At 40.6% G+C, this 26,090-nt stretch carries 28 protein-coding genes, 2 pseudogenes and 2 riboswitches; of the genes and pseudogenes, 7 read left to right on the forward strand and 23 right to left on the reverse strand.

Annotation, left to right across the window (positions count from 1 at the left end; genetic code table 11):
• Nucleotides 1-36: 36 nt before the first annotated feature.
• Nucleotides 37-366, reverse strand: a complete 330-nt coding sequence (locus V7077_RS20135) for a YuzD family protein (RefSeq protein WP_335505219.1) — start codon at nt 364-366, stop codon at nt 37-39.
• Between the two features lie 97 nt (nt 367-463).
• Here V7077_RS20135 and V7077_RS20140 point away from each other — a divergent pair.
• Nucleotides 464-758, forward strand: a pseudogene (locus V7077_RS20140) (NifU family protein).
• 91 nt (nt 759-849) lie between these two features.
• Here V7077_RS20140 and V7077_RS20145 read toward each other — a convergent pair.
• The gene (locus V7077_RS20145; protein WP_335505221.1) at nt 850-1,842 is read right to left on the reverse strand and encodes a 2-hydroxyacid dehydrogenase; all 993 of its coding nucleotides are present in this window, start codon (nt 1,840-1,842) and stop codon (nt 850-852) included.
• A 75-nt stretch (nt 1,843-1,917) separates the two neighbouring features.
• The gene (gene yutH, locus V7077_RS20150; RefSeq protein ID WP_335505223.1) at nt 1,918-2,934 is read right to left on the reverse strand and encodes a spore coat putative kinase YutH; all 1,017 of its coding nucleotides are present in this window, start codon (nt 2,932-2,934) and stop codon (nt 1,918-1,920) included.
• Between the two features lie 239 nt (nt 2,935-3,173).
• Here yutH and V7077_RS20155 point away from each other — a divergent pair, with 239 nt between their 5' ends.
• Entirely contained in the window at nt 3,174-3,683 is a 510-nt protein-coding gene (locus V7077_RS20155; protein WP_335505225.1) for a phosphatidylglycerophosphatase A family protein, read from the forward strand.
• A gap of 305 nt (nt 3,684-3,988) precedes the next feature.
• Here the strand turns inward: V7077_RS20155 and V7077_RS20160 are convergent, their stop codons facing one another.
• Nucleotides 3,989-4,753: a TIGR01457 family HAD-type hydrolase gene (locus V7077_RS20160; RefSeq protein WP_335505227.1), complete on the reverse strand. Its 765-nt coding sequence runs from the start codon at nt 4,751-4,753 to the stop codon at nt 3,989-3,991.
• 70 nt (nt 4,754-4,823) lie between these two features.
• Nucleotides 4,824-5,261: a DUF86 domain-containing protein gene (locus V7077_RS20165; RefSeq protein ID WP_335505229.1), complete on the reverse strand. Its 438-nt coding sequence runs from the start codon at nt 5,259-5,261 to the stop codon at nt 4,824-4,826.
• Between the two features lie 183 nt (nt 5,262-5,444).
• Between V7077_RS20165 and V7077_RS20170 the strand changes: the two genes are divergently transcribed.
• Both V7077_RS20170 and V7077_RS20175 read left to right on the forward strand, forming a co-directional pair.
• The gene (locus tag V7077_RS20170; protein WP_335505231.1) at nt 5,445-5,711 is read left to right on the forward strand and encodes a DUF3055 domain-containing protein; all 267 of its coding nucleotides are present in this window, start codon (nt 5,445-5,447) and stop codon (nt 5,709-5,711) included.
• Between the two features lie 57 nt (nt 5,712-5,768).
• A complete protein-coding gene (locus tag V7077_RS20175) occupies nt 5,769-6,053 on the forward strand; it encodes a cytosolic protein (protein ID WP_335505234.1) in 285 nt (94 codons plus the stop codon).
• Between the two features lie 108 nt (nt 6,054-6,161).
• On the opposite strand, the gene V7077_RS20180 is transcribed toward V7077_RS20175, so the two are convergent.
• On the reverse strand, nt 6,162-6,437 hold the full coding sequence (locus tag V7077_RS20180; protein ID WP_215045186.1) for a YutD family protein: 276 nt from the start codon (nt 6,435-6,437) through the stop codon (nt 6,162-6,164).
• Between the two features lie 118 nt (nt 6,438-6,555).
• Between V7077_RS20180 and V7077_RS20185 the strand changes: the two genes are divergently transcribed.
• Nucleotides 6,556-7,284, forward strand: a complete 729-nt coding sequence (locus V7077_RS20185) for a YhcN/YlaJ family sporulation lipoprotein (RefSeq protein ID WP_335505237.1) — start codon at nt 6,556-6,558, stop codon at nt 7,282-7,284.
• 55 nt (nt 7,285-7,339) lie between these two features.
• Here the strand turns inward: V7077_RS20185 and lipA are convergent, their stop codons facing one another.
• Complete coding sequence (gene lipA / locus V7077_RS20190; RefSeq protein ID WP_335505239.1) at nt 7,340-8,260, reverse strand: lipoyl synthase; 921 nt, start codon at nt 8,258-8,260, stop codon at nt 7,340-7,342.
• 166 nt (nt 8,261-8,426) lie between these two features.
• On the opposite strand from lipA, the gene V7077_RS20195 reads away from it, so the two are divergent.
• Nucleotides 8,427-9,428, forward strand: coding sequence for a M23 family metallopeptidase (locus tag V7077_RS20195; protein ID WP_420489689.1), 1,002 nt, complete (start codon nt 8,427-8,429; stop codon nt 9,426-9,428).
• 54 nt (nt 9,429-9,482) lie between these two features.
• Here the strand turns inward: V7077_RS20195 and yunB are convergent, their stop codons facing one another.
• From yunB to V7077_RS20275, 16 genes are all read right to left on the reverse strand, one after another.
• Nucleotides 9,483-10,301, reverse strand: coding sequence for a sporulation protein YunB (yunB, locus tag V7077_RS20200; protein WP_335505241.1), 819 nt, complete (start codon nt 10,299-10,301; stop codon nt 9,483-9,485).
• 130 nt (nt 10,302-10,431) lie between these two features.
• The gene (locus tag V7077_RS20205) at nt 10,432-10,734 is read right to left on the reverse strand and encodes a YunC family protein (protein ID WP_335505244.1); all 303 of its coding nucleotides are present in this window, start codon (nt 10,732-10,734) and stop codon (nt 10,432-10,434) included.
• 67 nt (nt 10,735-10,801) lie between these two features.
• The gene (locus tag V7077_RS20210) at nt 10,802-12,154 is read right to left on the reverse strand and encodes a bifunctional metallophosphatase/5'-nucleotidase (protein WP_335505246.1); all 1,353 of its coding nucleotides are present in this window, start codon (nt 12,152-12,154) and stop codon (nt 10,802-10,804) included.
• Nucleotides 12,155-12,160: 6 nt separating this feature from the next.
• A complete protein-coding gene (locus V7077_RS20215) occupies nt 12,161-12,982 on the reverse strand; it encodes a sulfite exporter TauE/SafE family protein (RefSeq protein WP_335505248.1) in 822 nt (273 codons plus the stop codon).
• A gap of 24 nt (nt 12,983-13,006) precedes the next feature.
• The gene (locus tag V7077_RS20220) at nt 13,007-13,861 is read right to left on the reverse strand and encodes a DUF72 domain-containing protein (RefSeq protein WP_335505249.1); all 855 of its coding nucleotides are present in this window, start codon (nt 13,859-13,861) and stop codon (nt 13,007-13,009) included.
• A gap of 81 nt (nt 13,862-13,942) precedes the next feature.
• Nucleotides 13,943-14,164: a hypothetical protein gene (locus V7077_RS20225; protein WP_335505252.1), complete on the reverse strand. Its 222-nt coding sequence runs from the start codon at nt 14,162-14,164 to the stop codon at nt 13,943-13,945.
• 17 nt (nt 14,165-14,181) lie between these two features.
• Nucleotides 14,182-15,579, reverse strand: a complete 1,398-nt coding sequence (gene sufB, locus V7077_RS20230; RefSeq protein WP_335505254.1) for a Fe-S cluster assembly protein SufB — start codon at nt 15,577-15,579, stop codon at nt 14,182-14,184.
• 166 nt (nt 15,580-15,745) lie between these two features.
• Nucleotides 15,746-16,186: a Fe-S cluster assembly sulfur transfer protein SufU gene (gene sufU, locus V7077_RS20235; protein ID WP_335505256.1), complete on the reverse strand. Its 441-nt coding sequence runs from the start codon at nt 16,184-16,186 to the stop codon at nt 15,746-15,748.
• Nucleotides 16,176-17,405, reverse strand: a complete 1,230-nt coding sequence (locus V7077_RS20240; RefSeq protein WP_335505258.1) for a cysteine desulfurase — start codon at nt 17,403-17,405, stop codon at nt 16,176-16,178. The genes sufU and V7077_RS20240 overlap by 11 nt, the downstream gene beginning before the upstream one ends.
• Nucleotides 17,405-18,715 (reverse strand): Fe-S cluster assembly protein SufD, encoded by a 1,311-nt coding sequence (gene sufD / locus V7077_RS20245; protein ID WP_335505260.1) that lies wholly within the window; start codon nt 18,713-18,715, stop codon nt 17,405-17,407. Before sufD ends, V7077_RS20240 begins: the two co-directional genes overlap by 1 nt.
• A 20-nt stretch (nt 18,716-18,735) precedes the next feature.
• On the reverse strand, nt 18,736-19,521 hold the full coding sequence (gene sufC / locus V7077_RS20250; protein ID WP_335505262.1) for a Fe-S cluster assembly ATPase SufC: 786 nt from the start codon (nt 19,519-19,521) through the stop codon (nt 18,736-18,738).
• Between the two features lie 378 nt (nt 19,522-19,899).
• The gene (locus V7077_RS20255) at nt 19,900-20,733 is read right to left on the reverse strand and encodes a MetQ/NlpA family ABC transporter substrate-binding protein (RefSeq protein ID WP_335505264.1); all 834 of its coding nucleotides are present in this window, start codon (nt 20,731-20,733) and stop codon (nt 19,900-19,902) included.
• A 14-nt stretch (nt 20,734-20,747) separates the two neighbouring features.
• Nucleotides 20,748-21,416 (reverse strand): methionine ABC transporter permease, encoded by a 669-nt coding sequence (locus V7077_RS20260; protein ID WP_335505266.1) that lies wholly within the window; start codon nt 21,414-21,416, stop codon nt 20,748-20,750.
• Entirely contained in the window at nt 21,409-22,434 is a 1,026-nt protein-coding gene (locus V7077_RS20265; protein WP_335505268.1) for a methionine ABC transporter ATP-binding protein, read from the reverse strand. Before V7077_RS20265 ends, V7077_RS20260 begins: the two co-directional genes overlap by 8 nt.
• A gap of 133 nt (nt 22,435-22,567) precedes the next feature.
• A riboswitch (SAM riboswitch) is annotated at nt 22,568-22,675 on the reverse strand.
• A 124-nt stretch (nt 22,676-22,799) separates the two neighbouring features.
• Entirely contained in the window at nt 22,800-24,116 is a 1,317-nt protein-coding gene (locus V7077_RS20270; protein ID WP_335505270.1) for an O-acetylhomoserine aminocarboxypropyltransferase/cysteine synthase family protein, read from the reverse strand.
• A 70-nt stretch (nt 24,117-24,186) separates the two neighbouring features.
• Nucleotides 24,187-24,289, reverse strand: a riboswitch (SAM riboswitch).
• A gap of 65 nt (nt 24,290-24,354) precedes the next feature.
• The gene (locus tag V7077_RS20275) at nt 24,355-24,702 is read right to left on the reverse strand and encodes a hypothetical protein (protein ID WP_335505272.1); all 348 of its coding nucleotides are present in this window, start codon (nt 24,700-24,702) and stop codon (nt 24,355-24,357) included.
• 330 nt (nt 24,703-25,032) lie between these two features.
• On the opposite strand from V7077_RS20275, the pseudogene V7077_RS20280 reads away from it, so the two are divergent.
• Nucleotides 25,033-25,821: pseudogene (locus tag V7077_RS20280) on the forward strand (nuclease-related domain-containing protein); the annotation flags it as partial.
• Nucleotides 25,822-26,090: the final 269 nt, after the last annotated feature.

Genomic DNA, 26,090 nt, shown 5'->3' on the forward strand with positions numbered 1-26,090 from the left:
GTATAAAAATAAGCATTCCCGCCGGAATGCTTATTTTTATACGTCTGCTTTATATCCATACTTTTCTAATTCTGAAAATATGGTTTTCAAGCGTGGGTTTCCTTCCCCAACAATTTTTTCCTTAATGACTACAACGGGATAAAACAAATCTTCTTCGATGACCCGCTGAGCAAACGCCATTTTCTCACTGTCACCCTCTGGCTGAAAAATATCCACATAGGTCATCTTAAACGGCTGATCAGGAAATTTCCTGGAGATGGCCGCTTCAAGCCATTCAAAAGTCTCTTTTGAAGATGGCAAACTTACACAGCTCGGGCATAAGGTCTCAGCCCCATATAGAACAATTTCCACTTCATTTGTACCCATCAAAATCATTCCCTGTCAGTTTTCTTTTATTTTAAACTAAAGCGAAGAAAAAACTAAAAATATTGTCTTTAAATGTGTATTTTCCTAATTTCTGAGAATGGATTTTTACCACTATTCACATTATAATATAATTAGGAAAGGAGTCGATTACATTGGCAACAGAAACTGAAATTTTTGAACAAGTACAAGAAGTTCTAGATAAATTACGCCCATTTCTTCTTCGTGACGGTGGAGATTGTGAATTAGTAGATGTAGAGGAAGGGATCGTAAAGCTTCGACTTTTAGGTGCTTGCGGCAGCTGTCCTAGTTCTACCATTACACTAAAAGCCGGCATCGAAAGAGCCCTGCTTGAAGAAGTTCCCGGCATTGTTGAAGTCGAGCAAGTATTCTAAAGCGGAAGCGCCTTGAACAGGGGCTGGAGCTAGGTGGTACTAACTGAAATATAAAAAAGCGATTGCCTAAACCGGCAGTCGCTTTTCTTGTTTATGATCGTTTAACTAAGGGTCGCCAGTCCTTGTTTACTAACGTTTTAGGCTCTTTTTCATCTAATATCAAGCTAATATTTTCAATACACAGCTTAATCATCGCTGTTCTTGTCTCTATGCTTGAACTGCCGATATGCGGAAGAGCAACGACATTAGGAAGCTGCAATATTGGATGGTCAGCAGTAATAGGTTCCTTTTGGAACACATCAAGTCCTGCTCCAGCAATCTTTCCTTCCTTAAGGACTTCAAATAAAGCCTGCTCATCTACTACGGCACCTCTTGAAGCATTTATAAAAATAGCTGAAGGCTTCATTTTTTGGAAAACTTCCCGCGTAAACAGATTTTTTGTTTCAGGAGTAAGCGGTGTCAGGCAGACAATGAAATCTGACTTTTCAACCAGTTCTTCAAAAGGTGTATAAGTAACACCCAATTGCTTCTCTGCCTCAGGTTTTCTCGTCCGGTTAAAATAAAGAATATTCATATCAAAGCCTGTTCCGCGTTTCGCAACCGTTTCCCCAATTTTCCCCATCCCGACAATTCCAAGCGTCTTATGGTGCAAGTCTTGACCTGCTAAAAGAAAAGGGTTCCAGCTCTGCCACTTTCCCGCTTTAACGTATTCTGCCGCTTCGACAATTCTTCGTGCTGCAGCCATTAAAAGCGCAAAGGTTAAATCTGCGGTAGTATCTGTAAGAACATCCGGTGTATTACAAATTGCGATCCCTTTTTCACTTGCCGTTGTTAGATCGATATTGTCAAAGCCAACCGCAAGATTTGCCACAACCTTTAGATTTTCTCCTGCCGTCAGGACACTTTTATCAATAGAATCAGCTAGAACAGTAAAGAGAGCATCTGCTTTTTTTGCTTCTTCCCTTAAGATATCTTTTGGGACTGGAATATCATCATGTTTCCACATATTCACGGTATACTTTTCTTGAAGCGGCTTCACTAATGTATCCGGAAGCTTTCTGGTAATATAAACGTAGGGCTTCATATCGTGTCACATCCTTGGGCTATAGTAATACAATGATTGTACCATGAATTTAATCATATCCGCCCTATTAACAAATCAATTTGGATAAAGCCAATCTAGCGGTGGAAGGTGTAATTGTTTGATAGGTGCACCGGATATGGGATAGAATTCGGCTAAGAACCGTTCGTAATCACTCGATTGCCGTAAAATCTTACTTAACCTTTCTTCGAGTACTTTCTTTTCTTGTTCTGAGCGGGTGATATAGTAACTCTCTATACATTCAAAATAGTGGAGCGGAAAGACTAAACGAGCATATAGTAAACGCCAAGAAAAGGACGATAAAGGAGCAATGCTTTGATATTCTTCATAAAAGTTCCGCAAATCGACCTGATAGGTTTGGATGTTACGAAAATATCGTTCTCTCGTCCACTCTGCTAAGTCGCGGCTTCGATGATCAAAGACCCAATCAAATGGATTTTTAATCACGTACTCGTTATGCGGTCCCCAGCTTCTGCTTGTAAACCGCTCATGACAAACCGTCCCGCTATCGGTTTCATGCGGTTCATCATCAATCTCAGTATCAACTAGGTATTGAATGGCATTTTCCGTTAGACCAAGATAATAAGGAAAGGAATCAATAAACATTCGTTCAAAATCATCTTCTGGGGATTGAAACAATAAGCCATTCCAGACCTTTTCCATCTGCTCCAAACGCTTCTCCCATAACGATTTCCATTGCCCTATTCGACTGGACCTTTCAATTTGGAATGGAACTCTCCTTCCTCGTTCATGAAATTTAGCTAGCTTTCGCCCTAACTTCATTTTTCGCTGCTCTTCCATTTGTCGATTCGCTAGAACGCAATATTGATTTTTTTCCCATGTGGTAATTAAACTGCCTTCTTTAGACGGTAAAAATATCGGTACATTTTGGTCTCCATAATTTCTTAAATGCTCGGCAATTTTTTCTAGTTCCGAGACATCCTCTTCTGCCTTTCCCCCTGGACGAGAGATCAAATAAAGCCAGCCATTTCCCCTTAAAGCCTCATAAGCATCTAGCTTTATATATTCTTCAACCGTAATTCCATATTGATTCTCCAGCATTTTTTGAAGCATCTCTACACCCCGCCTCATTACCTTCATTACCCTATGTATATGTATAGTCACTAAAAACTTGTTGTTTTTTAATATAGCTTATCGGGTAATAATAGCAGGGTATGATAACATTTTAGTTTGTCCATTTGAAGGAAAACTGCATAATTTATGGATAAAAAAAATATATATAGTGAAAATAGAAAGTGCTGGAACTACATTCAAATTGTTTTCCAATTTCACAAGGAAAAGGTGATTAGGAAATGGCAGATGACAAAAAAGTGGATCTAACTGAGGAAACGGCACGCAAATGGTTGAAAGAAAGAGGCGTCGAAATTAAGGATATTGCTGATTTAGTCTTCTTTTTACAAGAGAAATATCATAAAAATTTAAAAATGGAAGATTGTATTTCGAATGTAGAACGAGTTCTTTCCAAACGGGAGGTACAAAACGCGATTCTTACCGGAATACAGCTAGACGTTCTGGCTGAAAAAGGATTGCTGGAAGAACCGCTTCAATCCATCATCGGCACGGATGAAAGTCTTTATGGGGTAGATGAAATCTTGGCATTTTCGATTGTAAATGTCTATGGTTCGATCGGTTTTACAAATTATGGTTACATCGATAAGCTTAAGCCTGGAATTTTGGCCCACTTAAATGATAAATCAACTGGTGAATGTCATACTTTTTTAGATGATATTGTCGGTGCGATCGCCGCAGCAGCTTCAAGCCGGCTGGCCCACCGAGCCGCACATAAAGAAGAAGAAGAATAAAAGCCCAAAGAAGGTGTCCCAAAAGTCTAACTTTTAGGGCACCTTCTTTTTTATACACTGAATTAGTCTGTTGATTTCCGCTCCAGGCGCGAGCGGTTCGCGGGCGGTACGGGGAGCCTCCTCGACGCTTAAGCGCCTGCGGGGTCTCCCCTGTCCCGTACTCCCGCAGGACATTGATTTTGCATCCTCGAATCCCCCCACGCACGAAGGAAATGCGATAGCATTTTCGAGGAGTCTTCGCGCCTTCCGCTCCAATCAACAGAGTGTGCAAAAATTATTCATCAACCACCTTTTGGGGCGGCCTCTTAAAATTCCCATTGGTCTAATGTATCTATGGAATACGTCGGCTTCCGGTCATATCCGGTCAACATTTCCCTTGTGGTAACACCTGTATGAACGAGCAATGTATCCATGCCGGCGTTCATTCCCGCTAAGATATCGGTATCATAATAATCCCCTACCATCAGCGTTTCTTCTTTAGAAGTACCTAACACCTTTAAGGCCTGCTCCATGATAATCGCTTCTGGCTTCCCGATAAACGTCGGCTTTTTTTGGGTTGAAACGGCAATAACAGAGGTGAGCGAACCGTTCCCTGGGAGCAGCCCTCTCTCTGTCGGGATGGCGATATCTCCGTTTGTTGAGATAAATTGAGCGCCATTGCGGACTGCCAAGCAGGCAACGGCTAGCTTTTCATAGCTGATCTCACGGTCAATTCCGATGACGACAAAGTCCGCATCTTCCCCAGCAGCTTTAAATCCCTTCTCCTCAATGGCTGATTGAAGGCCCTCTTCCCCAATTACATAAACGCTAGCATTCTTTTTTTGTTCAGCAATATAATTAGCGGTTGCTTGACTTGTCGTAAAGACAAGCTGCTCCTCTGCCGGGATATCAAAGCTGTTTAATTTATCAGCGACTTGGGCTGGTGTTCTAGAAGAATTGTTGGTGACAAATAAATAAGGAATATGGTGCTCTCTCAGTTTTTTTACAAAATCAGATGCCGCTTCAATACGCTCTGTTCCTTTATACATCGTCCCATCTAAATCAATTAAATAACCTTTATATTTTTTCATCTAAAATCGCTCCTATGTATTACCAAATGTGATCTTAAAAGCGAAATAGACCGTATGAACGGTCCATTCATTAGTTTTTAAATGCAGAAACAGGTCCTAATTCATTGACTAAATAGTCACGAACATTGGTTGAAAAACTCTCTAATTCATGGAGATACTGTGAAAATTGTTCCTGAAGTTCCTGATGAGGAATCTCTAGATAATCTTGAACAAGGTTCTTCCGATAATGAATGAGGAGCTTTAAATTTTCTCCTGTTGATCCACTAATTACCTTTTCATCGATTAAAATATCAATAATATCCTCATAACTGCCGGGGTCACGCATGATAAATCCATCGATCATGCTATTTCCAACATCGAGAATGGACTCAATCATCATTTGGCATAGACGCTCCAAGGCCGCCTTTTCAAGAGGTGTTGTCCACTCCTCAGTCCCTCGGAATAGATGGATTTGTACTTCTAAATATTGGAGCATACTTTCAATTTTTTCTCGGTCAACAAAATACACCTAATCCACTTCCTTCCGCCGTTCTTATTCTATGTAATCATTCCATTTTCTATTGTATCACAAACCAAAGCCATTCGGATTTTTTAGACGGACAGAAATCATGAAACTTGCCCTCCCAACATGAACACAAATTTGATACTATAAAGAAGATGGAAAATAGTTAAACCAAAAGGAGACGAACGAATGCAGGAACGATTTTATTTATACGATGATACAGAAAATACAAAGACCCGGTTTGTCAGTTTTGTTGGCGAAAACCAACGCTTTGACTTGGCTATTACGCAAACAAATCGTCATTATGGAAAATCGTTAGTATTAGATATACAGGGTAATCGTTTTGCCATCATTGGTCCTGATGACTTAGAGGAAGAAGGGTATTTAGAGTTTGCTTTTCAATTAAACGAAGATGACGCAGAAGAATTACGCAGCTTTTTGGCAGAAATCGTCTAATGAATGACACATGTTTTTCACTCACTGGTCCAATAATAAGGACAAAGGAGTGAAACCATGACAAATAAAGGCTCTGAAGAATATACAGAACTATCAAATGTTGAAAAACAACAAAATTTTCTTACGGCGCAAGAGTTTCCTGAAGGTCCCTATGGTTCACCAATTCGAAAAAATCAACCTGTCCAGAATAAAAGTACTCCTTGGGAAGAAGGACAACGTTATTACAGCAATTTTAATTATGAAAATAAATCATTGCATCAGGATATCCCCAGGCAGATGGAAGGAGCTCATCCGCCCCACGATGATCCGAATACAGATGAACAGCCGCCGTATGACAATTAAACTTTGAAGCCACGTTCTAATGGGAAGGTACAGCAGTCGCTGGACTACGGAGCAGATTTAGAGTGATTTATCGCGAAAAAAATGAGAAGGTCAGATTTCTGATCCTTCTCATTTTTTTACTTTTTTCAATACAAAAAAGGCACAGCCAAAGTTGCAGTATTCGTAAAGATACTCACTAAGGGTACTAATTTTGGTATCAAATGTAGCCTTTTGGTTTTGGTCATCAAAAAAACCTTTCAGACGAAGCTGTCCATATCCCCAATCGCCCACAATATAATCATATCTCGCTAATATATCACTGTACCTTGCTTTAAAAGCTTCTTCATTATATCCATCTCGATATTCCTGAAGAATTTCATATGTGGTATTGTTGATCACTATCATCTATTTCACCTCATTTTTAACCGACAAATTCCTACTTCTCATTATACCCGATTCACCATCAATTGCTAAGAAAATAAATGCTTGCTTTGGTCATCCTAAGGATAGGAGGTGCAAAAATTTGAAAAAGTTACTCGTCATCGCAGGCTTATGTACCATAACCGCATTAAGTGGCTGCTCAAAAGATAATGGAAATAATGATGTATATGAAGAAAGCGGAAATACCATTAACGTCAATAATAAACGACATGAGCTTTATAATGAAGGTGCGGGCCGCAGTATTCGCAATGCAAGTACAAATTATGGATTTGTCCGGCACCAAAAAAGCCCATTAATGAACGATAATACGGCAAATGATCATTATACAGCTCTTGATCGTGAACAATTAGCTAATATAATCAGTAAGTACAGTGCGAATATTCATCATGTAAATGACGTGGCCACACTTGTCACTGACCAAGAAGTATTGATCGCTTATCGAACAGATACTAAAAACCGCAATCTGACTGCTGACCAAGTTAAAAAAACAGCTTTTTCAGTGGTACCGCGTTATTATCATGTCTATGTGACCGATAATGCGACACTGATGCGTGATGTACAGAATCTTGCAAGCCTTGATTCCAACAGCCGGCACGCCCGTAGTTCTGTTAATAGTGTTATCAAGCAAATGTTAAAATCTCCTCAAGGAGCCCGTTTGAACGCAAGTGAGGACGAAAATGGCCGGACACCAGATGATTTTGATATCAATAATACGCCAAATGCAAATAACAAAAACTACAATAACACTAGAACTCTTGATAAAAATACAAATGGCGGCGGCAAAAACACAAACATGAATAACAATAAATAGCAAAAAAGAGTTCAAGCCAATCCTTTGGCTGAACTCTTTTTTAAGGTACCTTATTCTAAGCTTCTTTTACTTCTTCTTTTTCACCTAACAATTGTTTATGCTTTGCAGCTGCGTTTACTTGTTCATCTGCATGGTAAGAGGAACGAACGAGCGGACCTGCTTCACAATGGCTAAAGCCTTTGCTGAAGGCAATATCCTGTAATTCCTTAAATTCATCAGGAGTATAGTATTTTTCAACCTTTAAATGGCTTTTTGTCGGCTGCAGATATTGACCAATCGTCATGATATCAACATGATTGGCTCTTAAATCATCCATAACCTCCAAAATTTCTTCTTTTGTTTCACCCAGACCAATCATTAAGCTGGATTTTGTAGGAATACTAGGCTGCATCTCTTTCGCACGACGCAGGAATTCAAGCGAACGGTCATATTTAGCACGTGCCCGTACCCTTGGAGTTAAACGTTTTACCGTCTCAATATTGTGGTTAAGAATATCCGGCTTTGCATCCATTAAGACTTTAAGATTCTCTTCCTTTCCACCCATGTCGGAAGGAAGAACCTCAATACTTGTAAATGGATTTTTACGACGGATTGCTCGAACGGTCTCCGCAAATACTGCCGCTCCGCCATCCTTTAGATCATCACGAGCAACGGCCGTAACCACGACATGCTTTAGATTCATTAATTGTACGGAGTCAGCCACTCTTTCCGGCTCCTGCAAATCAAGTTCTGTTGGCAGACCCGTTTTTACCGCACAGAATCGGCAGGCACGTGTACAGGTATCTCCTAGAATCATAAAGGTAGCTGTGCGTCTTACAGCCCAGCATTCATGAATATTTGGACATCTTGCTTCTTCACATACCGTATGTAAGTTTTTTTCCCGCATCATTTTTTTTAAGCCTGTATAAGACTCATTGGTGTTTAATTTTATTTTTAGCCATTCGGGCTTACGTAAAATTTCTTCTTTCTTGCTCATTATTACACTCCTCAAAGTACATATATGGCTCAAATTGAGTTCATAGTCACTTTATCACACTAGAGGATGAACAACAAGCAATTCAAATTGATTACCAATTATTAACCATAATGAAAAAAGGAAAAGTTCACACACTAAAGTTGTACATTAATTGGAAGGAGGATTCCTGTTGCGGGCTCTTCTAATGATTGGAACCATCCTTATGCTATTTATTTCTACCTTGTCTGTCAGGGATGCTCATGCACAAGAAACCGATCCCTATCAGGAAAGAATGAAGCTTTATAAAAAAGTAGAAACTGTTACGCAAATTCCCTGGTATTATTTAGCGGCCATTGATCAATACGAGCGCAGCGTCCGCCTAGCTCGCAGAGATTTACCAAAAGCTGAAGGCGTAATTGGTATTTATTTTCGTCCTGAAGTGTGGGCAGGGAAGACAAATCCTAATCCAAACGAAGAGAATCCAGCAGTCATTCAGTTCTTTAATGGAATGGGTATTGATGGAGACGGAGATGGCAAAGCAAGTTTAAAGAGCGATGAGGATGTTTTATATGCATTTGCAAATTATCTCCTTTCATACGGTGTTGATCCTGATAATATAAAAATTGGATTATGGAACTACTATCATCGCGATCGATCAGTTGGCATTATTGCGGGAAAAGCCAAAATTTACCGCCATTATGGCCGTCTTGATTTGGATAAACGTGTTTTTCCAGTTCCATTATACAGCAATCATAGTTACCGCAGTACTTGGGGCGATGCCCGCGGATGGGGTGGGAGAAGAATCCATGAAGGAACCGATATTTTTGCTGGTTATGGCGTTCCCGTACGTGCAACGGCTTATGGGATTGTCGAGATGAAAGGCTGGAATAAGTTTGGCGGCTGGAGAATTGGCATCCGGGATATTAATAACACTTATCATTATTTTGCCCACCTTAGCGGTTTTGCCAAGGACTTAAAGGTAGGGCAAGTAGTTGAACCTGGCATGGTGATAGGCGGGGTAGGCAGCACTGGATATGGTCCTCCAGGAACCTCCGGAAAGTTCCCACCGCATTTACATTATGGAATGTATAAAGACAATGGGCTTACGGAGTGGTCGTTTGATCCATATCCACACTTAGCGCAGTGGAAAAGGCTGGAACGAATCGAGCTTCGTAAAGCAAAGAAGTAACGTTGACAAGAAACCTCCAAAAAAAAGGACTGTCCGAAATGGATCAGTCCTTACTTAGTTGCCTGTATTTTTTTGTGTTTTGTTTGTATTTTTCTTTTTTGACTCAGTCTTACTATCGCTCTTGCTCTGCGGTATTTGAATCGAAGGTGTTAAATTGCCGCCGCTATTATAAAATTGTGGTACTTCTCCTTCAACAAGGGTTCCGCCGACCGGAATGCTTTGTTTTAATTTCGTCACATCAGTTGCAAATGGGGTAATAATTTGCACAGAAACCTGAATCACAACCGAAACCTCCAGCCACGTATTGTTGATTCCCATTTCTTTTGTGGCAATATGCACATCCGGTTCTACTTCACCGATTGCATGAAATCGCACTGGGATTTTCGGACCGATGTTTCCTAATAAGGAGATATTCGTTGCCTGCCCTAAAGGAATGTACCAAACAATTCCGTCCTCTTTTTCGGTGTCCTGTGTTTCAATTTCTACATCATTTTCCAATAAAGCAATGTCACCCTTTTTAGCCGTTTTTAAGTTTTTTTGAATCTGTGCTGTCGTTTCTGCCAGAACGCGATTGATTAAATCGGTATTTAATTGGGCGTTTTGTCCTTTTCCATTACTGCCTGGTACTATTTTTATCACATCATTGTTATCACCTACATTGGTGGTGCGTTTGGTTATCGCTCTGTTGATAACAAGCGAGGCGATATTCCGAGTTTCCGATGTGGCAATTCTCATTAATGTCGGCTCAATCCCTTTATTTACAAGCCATAAACCTGATGCAGTAGAGAATAAGAAAAGGATAAAGGATAATAACAGGACATAGCGGAATGGCAGCGGCCCCCGTTTGATAAGCCGTCTTGTCAACTTAGCCAAGAAAATCACCCCTTCTTGTTAAATGTATGCACAAGAAAGGTGAACTAGCCCATAAAAAAGGACACAGACGGAAGAACCGTGCAGCGTCAGCGGCGAAAGCAAAAAAATGCCTGCTATTGATAGCAAGCATTTAGATCATTTTTAGCAAGGCTTCTTTACCGATCATTCCCTTATGGATTCCAAGTTCCTCTGCTTCCCATGTCACCGACTCTAAAGGGGCATTTAGAAGCTGCTCAATGGTCCGTACGCCGACAGCGCGGCCAGCAATGATTTTTCGATCTTTCAGTTTATCATTTAATAAACCTACATCTAATGCACCACACATGATATAACCCTTATCATTCGTAACGGCTAACAAGGTGGTTTTAGGGAGTAACACCGTAACAGCCAAAAAAGTATGGCCATTGATTTCAATTGGTGAAAGCTCAACCAAAGGTTCCTCACCCCTTTCCTTACTATCACTGTATGATTAGAAGGATTAAAGGGTGACAGGCTATGGTCTATTGTTGTTTTTCTAACTCCCATTTTAGTAAATCACGCAGGAATTCTGGAAGAAGATAGTCTTTATGTTTCTGGGGTAAAACCTCTTTGAAAAAATGACCAAAGGTAAACATATCAGGCAGCGCCAATGTATAGGTTTTATCATAATCCAAAGAGGTATGATTGATGAAGATTCGATCATTTTCAAATTGGATTCCTTCATAAACGAATATCCCCAAGACGGTCCCCCTAAAACCTAAGCCTTTTATTTCTCTGCGTGCAAGTTCTTCTCCATTCGTCTCTGCTAAAATCTTTTCTAGTTCCGCCCCGGTCAGTTCTACGACACAGGGGTTTATCGGATGAGGACAAATAGAAAGTAGATCAAATGTCGTCACAACCCCAGATAATGAACCTAAGAGAAGTCCTGCGTTGATCATGGCACAATCTGTTTGACACCAATCTCTTAAAGCCTTGCACAATAATTTTGAAAAATTAGTTTCATGAAAAGGGTCATGAAGCAATGGTTCTTGAAGATTGGTTACTTGCTGATTTAGGAGCTCTTTTCCTTGTTCAAAAAAGGCTGTGACTTGTTCCAGCTCATTTTTCGGTGCAGGAAGTTCCTTAAACCCATAGAGGAGCGCCTTATTGTTTACAATTGCCTTTTCCTCATCGACGTTTAGAGTAATATGACCGACAAAGTGACCAAATTTCCCGGCGGCCCCAATTAGTGTTTTCCCCACTACTTTCCCTTGTTCTAGGAAATGATGGGTATGAGCTCCTAAAATGACATCAATTTCTGGTAATTGGGCCGCGATACTTTCATCGTCTTTTAGACCAAGATGGGAGAGTAAGATGATGATATCAGCCTCTTTTTTCAACGGCTCCATCCACCTTTTAAGCTCGGTAAGCGGCTCTGTGATTTCCCAGCCCAATAGTGTGTATAGATGGTGAAAGTAGGCAGTGAGACCGATCACGCCAATTCGGGTTCCTGTTTTTGTAGCATAGACTTTATAGGGTTTGAGCCAATGAGGATAGCTTCCATTGGCATAAAACAGGTTGGCATTCAATACATCGAAGTCTGCCCGATCATATAGATGGTCCAAATCCTCATGGGGAAGATTAACGCCCTCATTATTGCCGATCGTAACCGCAGTATAGCCAATTTTATTTAGCAGCTCAATGCTGCCTCTTCCTTTGGTCGCTTCTGAATAGGGATGCCAGCGGTCAATAAAGTCACCAATATCAAATAAAAAAACCTCCTCCCCCTTGGAGTGATGAAACTCCTTTTTTTGCAATAGGAAGTTTTCGATTCTGGGCCAATGCTCGAAGTGGCTGTGAAAATCATTTGTATGAAAAATATGTATCGTTTCCATTTTTACCTACCCTATTATCCCTTGATAAATTAAACGCACCCCAACAATGATAAGGGTAGCTCTGATTATAATGACAATCGTTTTACTCTTAAACCTGGTATTTAAAAACACCCCCACCTTAGCACCAATCCACGCCCCTGGTATTAAGGCCAAGGCATATAGCCAATTCACGTTTCCTAATGCGATATGGGTAATCGAACTTAGGATCGAAGTCGGTAAAATCATAAACATCGATGTAGCTGTGGCCACATGCGGCGGGAAGAAAAACAGCAAAATCATCGTTGGAACCATGAGTGACCCTCCGCCGATTCCAAAAATTCCTGACAGGAATCCAACGATAAAAGCAATCACAACTCCAAGAATTGGGTTGTAGCCATATTCAAACGAGCGCCCGGCATTATCGGTAAATGTACGGACAATTCCTTTATCTTTACGGAACGGGAGCGGCTTTAATTTGTCTTTCACTACCAGGATGAACGAGACAAAAAGAATAAACGTACCGAAATAGATGTTAAAGGAGTGTAAGTCCATTTTTTCTGTTACCCATGCACCTAATATACTTCCTGGTCCGCTGCCGATCAAAAAGATGAGTCCGCTTTTATAATCAACTGTTTTATGTTTCATATAGGCCAATGTAGACGAAAGGCCTGTAAAAATCATCGTAAACAGCGAGGTCCCTACTACCACTTGTGGTGTCAAGTGATGGAAGGAGGGAAGGGTTGCCAGGTAAAGCAAGGCTGGAACGACGATAATTCCTCCCCCCATACCAATCAGGGATCCAAGTGAACTAGCCGCTATTCCAATTACAATTAAAAGAATCCACTCCATTTTTGCGTTCTCCTTTTATTATGATTATAGTTCATTAAATAAATCCAGCTGTTTCGGTGCCAGCCCTTCGTATGTGAGCTGGAGGAGTTTCATCATTTCTTTGGCATTGCCGGCAGCATCACCGCCTGAGTTATTGTTAAACAAAAGATATACATCCTTACATTCTGTTGCTAGGGTTTCAATATAAGTCTTCCATTCCTGCAGCTCTTGTTGATTATAGCGATAGAGATATCGAACTTCCCGCCAATTATCGGCATTCCGTTTCTGCCAGCCATAAACATTGCGGCCATGAAATCTTACAAGTACGCGGTCTTTTGTAGTAGGCTCTAGAACCATTGGAATTGATCCTTCCCCTGATTGCGGCTCGTCACAGATACTATGAATCCATTTTTCTGCTTTCATAAATTCTAGTGTTTGCTGCCGATAAGAGGCCGCGAACCAGGATTGGTGCCGAAACTCCAGGGCACAGGGGATATCGCCCATTTCTTGTTTACACCATCTAAGATAGTCGACGTTTTCTCTTTTACAATCAAACCAAGGCGGAAATTGAAAAAGGACCATGGCTAATTTGTTTTTCTTGAGGTACGGTTCTAATGAATCTTTAAAGGCTTGGAACATGCTATGTATGTTATCAAATGGGATTTCTCCCCGTTGGTGGCCGGTCATCCCTTGATAGGCTTTGACAATGAATTGAAAATTATCCGGGGTATCATTGACCCACTTTTCAGCATTACGTTTAGGCTGGATTGCATAGAAGGCGGAGTCTACTTCGACGATCGGAAAGTGCCCGGCATATTCTTTTAGTTTATCTCTTGACGAGATTTTATCCGGATAAAGGCTGTCATGGTCGCCCCAGCCGGTTACACCAATATAGATCATGTCTGTCACCCCCATTTAATAATAGCATAACCATTTTTTCTACCGCCAAAATAAGCGTAGGTTTTTGCTGATTTATTCAAGTTATGGATTTTCATAGGAGTTGGACGTTATTTCCGTGTTATTTTGGATTTTTCCTGTGGGATGGCTGCATAATTCCGCTGGATTCTCGGCTTTTTCCGCAGACATTGGACTTTTTTCCGTCCGTTTTCTAATTAATTCCGTAAACATAACAACGAACCCTTGTGTATCAACCCCGCCATCGGACCATTTAATAAAAAAATACCCGTCTGCCAGCAATAGCAAACGGGTATCTTCAAATATTAACCGATTGAGCCTTCCATCTCGAACTTGATCAGACGGTTCATCTCAACAGCATATTCCATTGGTAATTCTTTTGTAAACGGCTCGATGAAGCCCATTACGATCATTTCAGTCGCTTCTTGCTGAGAAATTCCGCGGCTCATCAAGTAGAATAACTGCTCTTCAGACACTTTTGAAACCTTTGCTTCATGCTCTAAAGAAATATTATCATTTAAAATCTCATTGTATGGAATTGTATCAGATGTTGATTGATTATCCATAATCAAGGTATCACATTCAATATTTGCACGGGCGCCATCCGCTTTGCGTCCAAAATGAACCACACCGCGATACGTAACTTTACCACCATGCTTAGAGATTGATTTTGAAACGATGGTTGAAGACGTATTTGGCGCTAAGTGAATCATTTTAGCACCGGCATCCTGGTGCTGACCCTTACCTGCAATTGCGATGGATAAAGTCATACCTCGGGCACCTTCACCTTTTAAAATAACGGCAGGATACTTCATGGTTAACTTTGAACCGATATTACCATCGATCCATTCCATGGTTGCGTTCGCTTCACAAACGGCACGCTTGGTAACCAAGTTAAACACGTTGTTTGCCCAGTTCTGGATCGTTGTATAACGGCAGTAAGCATCCTTTTTAATGATGATTTCAACAACTGCACTGTGCAGGGAGTTAGTCGTGTAAACAGGCGCTGTACAACCTTCTACGTAATGAACAGATGCACCTTCATCCACGATGATTAACGTACGCTCGAATTGTCCCATGTTTTCGGAGTTAATACGGAAATACGCTTGTAATGGCGTATCCACTTTAATACCTTTTGGAACGTAAATGAACGAACCGCCCGACCATACAGCTGAGTTTAATGCCGCAAACTTGTTATCTGTTGGCGGTATTACTTTTGCCCAGTGCTCACGGAAGATGTCTTCGTTTTCTCTTAAAGCGGAATCCGTATCTTTAAAAACAATTCCTAATGCTTCAAGGTCTTCCTTCATGTTATGATAAACAACCTCTGATTCATACTGTGCCGAAACACCAGCAAGATATTTTTGTTCAGCTTCAGGGATTCCAAGCTTATCGAAAGTTGCTTTAATTTCCTCTGGTACTTCATCCCAAGACTTCTCAGACTTTTCGGATGGTTTTACATAGTAAGTAATTTCATCAAAACTTAAAGAATTTAAGTCGCCGCCCCATTGTGGCATTGGCATATTGTAGAAGTGCTCCAGTGACTTTAAACGGAAGTCTAACATCCACTGTGGTTCATTCTTCATTTTTGATATTTCTTCAACAATCTCACGTGTTAAACCACGCTTTGATCGGAAAATGGAAACGTCTTTATCGGCAAAACCATATTTATAATCACCGATTTCCGGCATTTTTTTCGCCATCGTCGAGTTCCTCCTTATTAGAAAAGCTAAAAGCGCCTTGATTAGCCCAGACAGCTGCTGACGATCCTTAACGGTGAAATCGTTCTTTGACTTCATCGGCAGGACCGAAGCAACTCGGGGGGCTAGACGCGGGAGCTAGACCAAGCCTCTCCAACCGCTTTTCAACTTATTTTTGTTCCTCTTCCTTTAATCCCTTTTCCATTGCCTTCCATGCTAATGTCGCACATTTAATTCTGGCAGGGAATTTGGAAACACCTTGAAGTGCTTCAATATCCCCTAAATCAATGGAATCATCGTGTTCTTTCCCCAGCATCATATCAGAAAAAATCTCCGATAATTTTAACGCCTCTTCAACCTTTTTCCCTTTAATCTCCTGCGTCATCATCGAAGCAGACGACATCGAAATCGAACAGCCTTCTCCTTCAAACATGGCATCCTTCACGATTCCATCCTCGACCTTAAAGGTCAATTGAATCCGGTCACCGCAGGTAGGGTTATTCATATTAATCGTATGGCTTCCATCTTCTAAAACACCACGATTACGGGGTTTTTTATAATGGTCCATAATAACTCGACGGTATAATGCATCTAAATTATTAGAAGACATCGCTGAAATACTCCTTTGTTTTGACAAGCCCTTCAACGAGTTTATCAATATCTTCTTCCGTATTGTATAAATAAAAACTTGCACGAGCAGTAGCTGAAGCGTTAAGCCATCTCATCAGCGGCTGTGCGCAATGATGACCTGCCCGGACAGCAATTCCTTCTGCATCCAAAACGGTTGCAACATCATGCGGGTGAACATCCTTAATATTAAAGGTGATCAGGCCAGCACGTTTTGCTGCATCTAACGGACCATAAATGGTCATTCCTTCGACTGCAGACATTTTTTCTAAGGCATAGGCTGCAAGTTTATGTTCATGCTCCGCAATATTGTCCAAGCCGATTTCATCTAAAAAGTCGATTGCAGCTCCAAGACCAATCGCACCGGCAATAATAGGTGTACCGCCTTCAAACTTCCAAGGCAGTTCCTTCCAAGTGGATTCTTGCAGATGGACAAAATCAATCATTTCTCCGCCAAATTCGATTGGCTCCATGCTTTCAAGCAAGTGTTTCTTTCCATAAAGTACCCCGATACCAGTAGGCCCACACATTTTATGTCCAGAGAAAGCAAGGAAATCACAATCAAGATCTTGGACATCAATTTTCATGTGCGGTGCACTTTGAGCACCATCAACGACCATGATTGCTCCATTTTCGTGAGCAATTTGCGCAATTTCTTTAACAGGATTGATGACGCCAAGCACGTTAGATACCTGCATCACAGATACAATTTTCGTATTAGCTGTAATCGTAGCCCGTACATCTTCAAGAGAAAGCGTGCCATCTTCTTGAAGCGGAATGTATTTTAACACGGCACCTGTCCGTTTCGCTACTTGCTGCCATGGAATAATGTTACTATGATGCTCCATGTAAGTAATAACGATTTCGTCGCCTTCCTTTAAATTGGCAGCTGCATAGCTGGAAGCTACCGTATTAAGGGAAGTTGTAGTGCCTCTTGTAAAAATTACTTCCTGTATGGATTTAGCATTTATAAATTTACGAACCTTTTCCCTCGCCCCTTCGTACGCATCTGTAGCTCTAGTTCCGAGCGTGTGCACCCCGCGATGGACATTGGAATTAATTTCGCGATAATATTTTTCAATTGTTTCAATAACCTGAAGCGGCTTTTGGGAAGTAGCTGAGCTATCCAAGTAAACCAATGGGCTGCCATTCACTTCTTGATCTAGGATTGGAAACTGGTTACGAATATCTTGGATATTCATTAGCGAACTTTCCTTTCAATCACTTCAGTTAATTGTTTTTTAACTCCTTCAATCGGAAGCTGAGTAACAACCGGTGCAAGGAATCCGTGAATAACTAAACGTTCTGCTTCTGTTTTCGGAATTCCGCGGCTCATTAGATAATAAAGCTGAACTGGATCAACGCGTCCAACGGAGGCCGCATGCCCTGCTACAACATCATCTTCATCAATTAAAAGAATTGGATTGGCATCCCCGCGAGCTTTTTCGCTAAGCATTAGCACACGAGAGGTTTGCTCTGCATCTGATTTAGATGCACCATGTTCGATTTTACCAATCCCATTAAAGATAGATGTGGCACTATCCTTCACAACCCCATGATTTAAAATGTTTCCGGTTGTATTTTTTCCAAAGTGTACTACCTTTGTGGTAAAGTTTTGCGTTTGCTCGCCACGGCCGACAACGACTGTTTTCGTGTCGCCATGTGATCCATCACCAAGCAGGTTAGTGGTGTTCTCAGAGATCGTATTGCCTTCGTTCATAAGGCCAAGTGCCCATTCAATGGATGAATCTCTGCCAGCCACACCACGGCGGTTTACATAAGTAGTGATTCCTTGTGCCAGATAATCAACTGCTCCATATTGAACCTTCGCGTTTACATTGGCGATAACTTCAGTCAAGATGTTCGCAAGAGTATTTGAGCTTTCCACTGTAGAAATGTAGTTTTCTACGTATGTGACCGCACTATTGTCTTCTGCAACCACAATAACATGGTTAAACAGATTTGCCTCAGGCTGATCTTGAACAAACACTGCCTGGATTGGCTCTTTAATTTCAACATTCTTAGGAATGTATAAGAACACGCCTCCGTTTACAAGTGCTGCATGCAGAGCTGTTAAACGGTGTTCATCCATATTGATGGCTTGTGTCATATAGTACTTTTTCAAAAGTTCACCATGTTCTCTTGCAGCCGTAAATAGATCTGTAAAGATTACACCCTTACTTTTTAACTCTTCCGTTAAGGTTAAAAATGCAGGGGTTTGATTACGCTGGATATAGAGGTTTTTATTTTCAGTATCCAAATTGATTAATGCTTTTACTTCCTCTGGCAAAGTATCAAGGGAAGGATAGGCATCACTTTTAACAGTATGCTGTTGGAATTGGGTGAAATTCCATTTATCTATTTTGGTTTTGTCAGGTCTCGGCATAGTAAGCTGCTCAAATTCGTTTAGCGCTTTTAGGCGGAATTCTTCAAACCATGCAGGCTCATTCATTTCTTTTGAGAATGAGCGGACAAACTCCTGATCAACTGGTAATTTTGTTTCTGTTGTCATTGTAATCCTCCTAACACTCTTTACGCTTCTTGCCCAACTGTTTCATCTTCAATTCCAAGCTCTTGTTTGATCCAGTCATATCCTTCTGCTTCTAAGCGTTGTGCCAGCTCTGGTCCGCCTGATTTAACAACACGGCCTTGCATCATAATATGCACATGGTCAGGAGTGATATAGTTTAACAGACGTTGATAGTGCGTAATAATTAAGCAGCCAAAATCTTCGCCGCGCATTTTATTTACACCTTTTGAAACAACCTTAAGAGCGTCAATATCTAGACCTGAGTCAATCTCATCTAAGATCGCAATTTTAGGTTCAATCATCATTAATTGAAGAATTTCATTCCGCTTTTTCTCACCGCCAGAAAATCCTTCATTTAAATAACGTTGTGCCATATCTAAATCCATTTCAAGGAATTCCATTTGCTTATCCATTTTACGGATAAATTTCATAAGGGAAATTTCGTTTCCTTCGCCAAGACGGCTGTTAATAGCTGAACGTAAAAAGTCCGCATTTGTTACACCGTTGATTTCACTTGGGTATTGCATTGCTAAAAATAGACCTGCACGTGCGCGCTCATCTACTTCCATTTCCAGAACATTTTGTCCGTCCAGAGTAATGGAACCGCTAGTTACTTCATATTTTGGGTGTCCCATAATCGCAGAGGATAAGGTTGACTTACCAGTACCGTTTGGTCCCATGATTGCGTGAATTTCTCCACCTTTTATTTCTAGGTTTACACCTTTTAAAATTTCTTTCCCATCAATTGCTACATGTAAATCTTTGATCGTTAAAGTTGATCCAGCCATATTTATACCTCCGAAAAGAAAGTGTTTTATGCTTGCAATGCAAGTTTATTTGTAACTCTATTCTCATTTTATTCTCATTACAATCTTATAACAAATGAAATGTATTAGCAACTCTTAAACAGTAGAAACAGAGAGCTATTTTCATTAAGCAAATGCTAATTGAGAATATAAAGGGAGTGTTTAAATGAAAATTCAGATAAAACTCCTTATGTAAGAATGACCCGAATAAAATCATACCTCATTTTTCTACCATTTCCAACTGTAATAGACCATAAAGACCTTTCTATTTTTACCCAATTGAATACTTTCATGTAGTGTAGTAATAAGGAAAAGCCAGTGAATTACTCACTGACTTACCCGTTTTTACCTATTTATCTATTACTTAGAAACCGGTACAACTGCACCTTTGTATTTATCAAGGATAAAGTCTTGGATTTCTTTAGAATGAAGAACGTCTACAAGTGTTTTGATTGCTGGCTTGTTCTCGTCCCCTTTACGAACGGCAATGACGTTTACATAAGGAGAATTCTTGTCTTCAATTGCAATTGAATCTTTGATTGGATTTAAGCCGGCATCAATAGCGTAGTTTGAGTTAATTAAAACCGCATCGCCTTCACCGTTTTTATAGATTTGTGGTAAAAGTTTTGCTTCATAATCTGCATCAAATACTAATTTTTTAGGATTTTCTACAACATCTTTGATTTCTGCTTTTGTCTTATCAATGCCTGATTTTAATTTGATAAGTCCTTGTGCTTCTAATAATGAAAGCAGACGTCCGTGATCAGCGACAGAGTTGCTCATGATTAAATGAGCGCCAGTAGGAAGATCGCTTAGTTTCTTGTATTTCTTAGAATAAATTCCAATCGGCTCGATGTGGATACCGCCAGCATTAACGAAACCATAACCAAACTCTTTATTTTGTGACTCTAGGTATGGAATGTGTTGGAAATAGTTTGCATCTAATTCTTTTGTTGATAACGCTTTGTTAGGAAGAATATAGTCAGTAAATGTTTTAATTTCTAAATCAATCCCTTTTTCTTTAAGGATTGGTTTTGCTTTTTCTAAAATTTCTGCATGCGGAACTGTAGAAGCTCCGACCACTAATTTTGTTGTTTTACTGTCTGTACCTTCTGACTTATCTGTTGACTTACCGCAAGCAGCTAATGCTAGCACAAGTGCGGCTGTTAAAACTAAAGTTAACCACTTTTTCATGTTGACCTCTCCTTTTATCTTTTATCTAATTTTGAAGTGATAAAATCACCGATAAACTGAATCACAAAAACGATTACTAAAATAATGACGGTGGCCATAAGCGTCACGTCGTTCTGGTTTCTTTGGAAACCATAGTTATAAGCAAGGTTCCCAAGTCCGCCGGCTCCGATCGCACCTGCCATCGCTGTGTATCCAACAAGCGCAATCGCAGTAACGGTGATACCGGAAATAAGGGCTGGCATCGATTCTGGTAATAAAACCTTCCATATAATCGTTCCAGTAGTAGCACCCATGGATCTCGCCGCTTCAATGACCCCTTTATCTATTTCTCTAAGACCGATTTCCACCATTCTTGCGTAAAATGGAGCCGCTCCAATAATTAGAGAAGGTAATGCAGCATCTTCACCAATCATGGTTCCAACTAAAAATGTTGTCAGCGGAATTAATAAGACAATTAGGATAATAAACGGAATCGAACGAAAAACATTGACAATCGCACTAATCACTGCGTTAATCGGCTTGTTTTCCCAGAGGTTGCCTTTGGATGTAAGAAATAAAATTAATCCTAATAAGGTCCCTAAAATAAACGTTGCAACCACGGAAATGCCGGCCATGTAAAGAGTATTTTTAGTTTCATCCCACATGATTAACCAGTCAACATTAGGCAGATAATGTTTAATCATTTGTAACCACCTCCACTCCTACGTGCTGAGAACGAATGAACTCAACCGCTTGGTTGACTTCCTTGTCGCCGCCATCGATATGAATGAACAAGGTTCCATATGATCCGTTTTGCGTTTGAGCAATTTTACCTTGTAAAATATTTACGGTAACCGGATGATTACGGATTAAACTGGTTATTACTGGCTGCTCAGCTGATTCGCCAATAAAAGTTAATTGGACAATCTGTCCGGATGGATATTGTTCAAGTAAATGTTCAACAGCTTCTTTTGTATCATCATTCTCCGATACTTGCTGGACAAATCGCTTCGTGATTGGCTGCTGTGGATTTTTAAACACATCGAGTACCGAACCATGTTCAACGACCCTGCCGCTTTCCATCACAGCAACGCGGTGACAGATTTTCCGAATCACGTGCATTTCATGTGTAATTAATACAATCGTTAACCCTAGGCGTTTATTAATATCCACCAGTAATTCTAGTATCGAATCCGTGGTTTGCGGATCTAAGGCCGAAGTTGCTTCGTCACAAAGCAAGACTTTAGGGTTATTCGCAAGCGCTCTGGCAATCCCCACACGCTGCTTTTGACCACCGCTAAGTTCGGATGGATAAGCATTTTCCCGGCCTTCTAGACCTACCAGTTTGACTAATTCTGCCACCCGCTTCTTTCTTTGTGGTCCCTTGACTCCAGCAATTTCTAATGGAAATTCGATATTTTCACTAACTGTTCTGGACCATAGTAAGTTGAAGTGCTGGAAGATCATACTGATTTCTTGACGGGCCTTTCGTAATTCTGAGCCCTTTATTTTTGAAATGATACGGCCGGCAACTGTAACATTGCCCTCCGTTGGAATCTCTAAGCCGTTTAACATACGGATTAACGTACTTTTTCCGGCTCCGCTATAGCCAATCATGCCGAAAATTTCTCCTTCATTAATTTCAAGGTTCACATCATCGACTGCCTTAAGGTCCCCTTTTTTACTAGGAAATATCTTCCGAACATTCTGAATTGAAATCATTTTGATCACCTACTTTTTATCGACTTTATTTGAATATATGGTTAACTGTATCTACCTAAAGGATTCTATTATTTCAGAAAAATAAAAAAACCTTTCTGCGCGGGCAGAAAGGCGTTATGAAAAATAAACCTTTCTCCCATCTTCCAAAGCAAACGCTTTGTGTGAATTGGCACCATTTCAATAAAATATTGACGGTTGCCGGGCTTCATCGGGCACATCCCTCCACCTCTCTTGATAAGAGCTTACAGCTTCTATATTCAATTTAAATTGTTATTGGTTTAACAAAATTATTTTAACAAAAGTTATCGTATCATGTATAAAAATAGGTGTCAACGATTTTTTTAGAATATAATTTTAGGTAAAATTTAGGCTTTCGCTTTTAATGAGGATAATCCGGTTGCAGATTCGATCGCTGACTCCAAGTCATCGATTAGATCCTCGACATTTTCAATACCGATGGAAAGCCGGATTAAATCCTCTGATACACCGGCAGCCTTAAGTCCTTCAGCGTCTAACTGCTGATGAGTGGTGCTGGCAGGGTGAATGATTAGACTCTTAGCATCGCCAACATTGGCAACATGGGCCCAAAGTGTTAAGGAATTGATCAATTTGGCACCTGCTTCTTTTCCACCTTTAATCCCAAAGACAACCATGGAGCCCGGACCCTTTGGCAAATACTTTTTCGCTAACTCATAATCAGGGTGAGAGCTATGACCAGGATAGGATACCCATGCCACCGCCGGATGGGCTAGTAAATATTCAACAATTTGCTTGGTATTGGCCACATGCTCCTTCATCCGCACATGTAGGGTTTCAAGCCCTAAAGTAAACTGAAATGCATTTTGCGGGCTTAGCGCAGGTCCAAGATCGCGTAATAATTGAACGCGGGCTTTTATGATATACGCAATCGCCCCTAAAGCTTCTGCATAAACAAGGCCATGATAGCTGTCATCAGGGGTGGTGAAGCCTGGGAATTTGGGTGAATTCCAATCAAACTTACCGCCATCAACAATGACTCCTCCCGTTGTGGTTCCATTTCCTAATAACCACTTGGTTGCAGAATGCACAACGATGTCCGCACCATGCTCGATTGGACGGCATAGGTATGGAGTGGCAAAGGTGTTATCAATAATTAAAGGGACCCCTGCTGCATGGGCAATGTCCGCTACTTTTTCAATATCAAGTACTCGTAAACTTGGATTACCAATTGTTTCGGCAAAGACCGCTTTTGTTTTTTCAGTAATCGCTTGGCGGAAATTTTCTGGATTTTCAGCATCGACAAACTTTACGTTGATTCCGTATTTAGGCAGGGTCACTGCTAATAGATTATAGGTTCCGCCGTAAAGATTGGAAGCAGCCACGATCTCATCGCCTGCTTCAGCGATATTTAAGATGGCAAGTGTAATAGCTGCCATCCCACTGGCAACAGCGAGTGCACCCACTCCACCCTCTAACAGGGCAACGCGGTCTTCGAAAACAGTGGTCGTCGGATTGTGAATTCGTGTGTATATGTAACCAGGTTCTGCGAGACTAAATAGGTTGGCAGCATGCTCGGTATTTTTAAATTGATAGGCATTGTTTTGATAGATTGGAACTGCACGTGCTCCTGTTACAGGATCGGGGGACAAGCCTCCATGAACACTTAGTGTTTCAAAACGGTACTTCTTTTGATTTTCCGCCATTTTTCCTGTTCCTCCTTTTTGACAATAGAACGACAAAACCCCCGCTTCCGAAAGAAGAGGGGGTTCTCTCTTCTCATCTTTCGAGCTGGATAGCTCTGCTGGAATTGGCACCGTGTTAGTCAACCGGTTGCCGGGCTTCAAAGGGCCAGTCCCTCCGCCACTCTAGATAAGATTCTGAAAGTTCAGTTGTTGTTACATATAGATTACTAGAAATCTAATTCCAAGTCAACCTATAGGATTATATGACTTTAGCAAGATTTTCATGTGCTTTTGTTAAAAAGAAGATGGATTCGAGTAGCAGTGTGGTTCGAAGAGGGGCGGTTACGGTTAGCTGCCCCTTCTTTTCGAGTGTTCGCAGTGTTTCGGTTCCTTCGAAAAGCTGCTGAATGGCTTGCATATCCCCTTTGACTTCCGAACAGATGATTTCCGGATCATTTAGTATCGACATTTGGCCATTTTTAATCTGGATGACCACGGAACCCTTTTCACAATTAAATTTTACTTTTATATCGGCATGTTTGATAAGGCTGAGGATATGCCCCTGTAAGGTGAATTTTTCTAAAAATTTTTCTGCCAGTTCTTTCATTCTACCACTCCGGTCTGTGCGCACGTATTGGTTTACTTATTCACCATAGGAAGGCGGGATTCCTTTGATTATCGCTCGACAATTCTCTGTAGAATTAGGCTATTTAAGACGATTTCCTGAGAAATATGTCGAGTCTTTGAAACTGTTAGAAAATAGTCAAAACTTTGGCCCGGGATTATGGTTAAAATGAAGCTAGAAAGGATGTGGGGTATGATTTTTAAGGATCGCTCTGAACCACTTGAATTAAGAATTTTAAAGTTATTAGACGCTCGAACCATGTTAGAAGAGTAGGAAAAAAAGTATCTTTATAATAAAGCTAAAGGTTATGAGGGTGAAAAAATGTTTGATTTGTTAACAGGGAAACTCGACCCTCCAAGTTACCTCTTAAATGACTTGCTGCTGGAGTCAAACAATAGCACGTTTCAAATTGATACGTTAATGATTAGACAGGAGCCCATTTATCTTTTTGAGGTAAAAAATTTTGAAGGCGATTTTTATTATGAAAATGGCCGGTTTTATTCTCTCGCTTCCCAAAAGGAAATTAAGAATCCATTGCTACAATTGGAACGCTGTGAATCTCTGCTCAGGCAGCTTCTCCAAAGTCTCGGATACCGCATAGCTATTGAGGCCCTTGTTATTTTTATTAACCCTAAATTCCACTTATATCAAGCCCCTCTGAATAAACCCATTATCTATCCAAATCAGCTGCCCGATTTTATGTGTAAATTAAATAGGAAATCGTCCACTTTGAATGGACGCCATAAAAGTCTTGCTGAGCAATTGGTCTCTATGCACCAGCCGGAATCCCCATATGAAAAGTATTCAAAGTATTCGATTGATCGGTTAAAGAAAGGGGTTATTTGTGCTGCTTGTCATTCTTTTGGTGTATTTTGTTATGATAGGCATGTGCAATGTCAGGTATGTGGTCATTGTGAGGGGCTTGACTCTACGATCTTAAGTGCTGTAGGGGAAATACAGTTGCTTTATCCGAATGAGAAAATTACAACTAACTTAGTTTTTGAATGGTGTAATGGGATTATATCTAAGCAGTCTATAGGAAGGATATTGAGACAAAATTTTAGTGCTCATGGTATTAAGAAGTATACTTATTATGTTTAATTTATTTTGTAGATGATCTCTCTTAATTCTAGGGGAGATTTTTTATTTTATGACTTGTATATGATTATTTGAAACGTTTATATCGGTTCTGTGCAGCTTTTTGGGATTTTGATTCCTCTTATTTGTCGTAGACCGACATCTGGTTCTGCTTCGGGGGTTATGAAACCCCTCTTATCTGTCGTAGACCAGCTTTCGTTTCTGCTTCGGCAGTTATGATACCCTCTTATCTGTCGTAGACACGCACTCGCTTCTGCTTCAGCAGTTATGAA

Source organism: Neobacillus vireti (genome assembly GCF_036962465.1).
GTDB lineage: Bacteria > Bacillota > Bacilli > Bacillales > Cytobacillaceae > Neobacillus > Neobacillus vireti_B.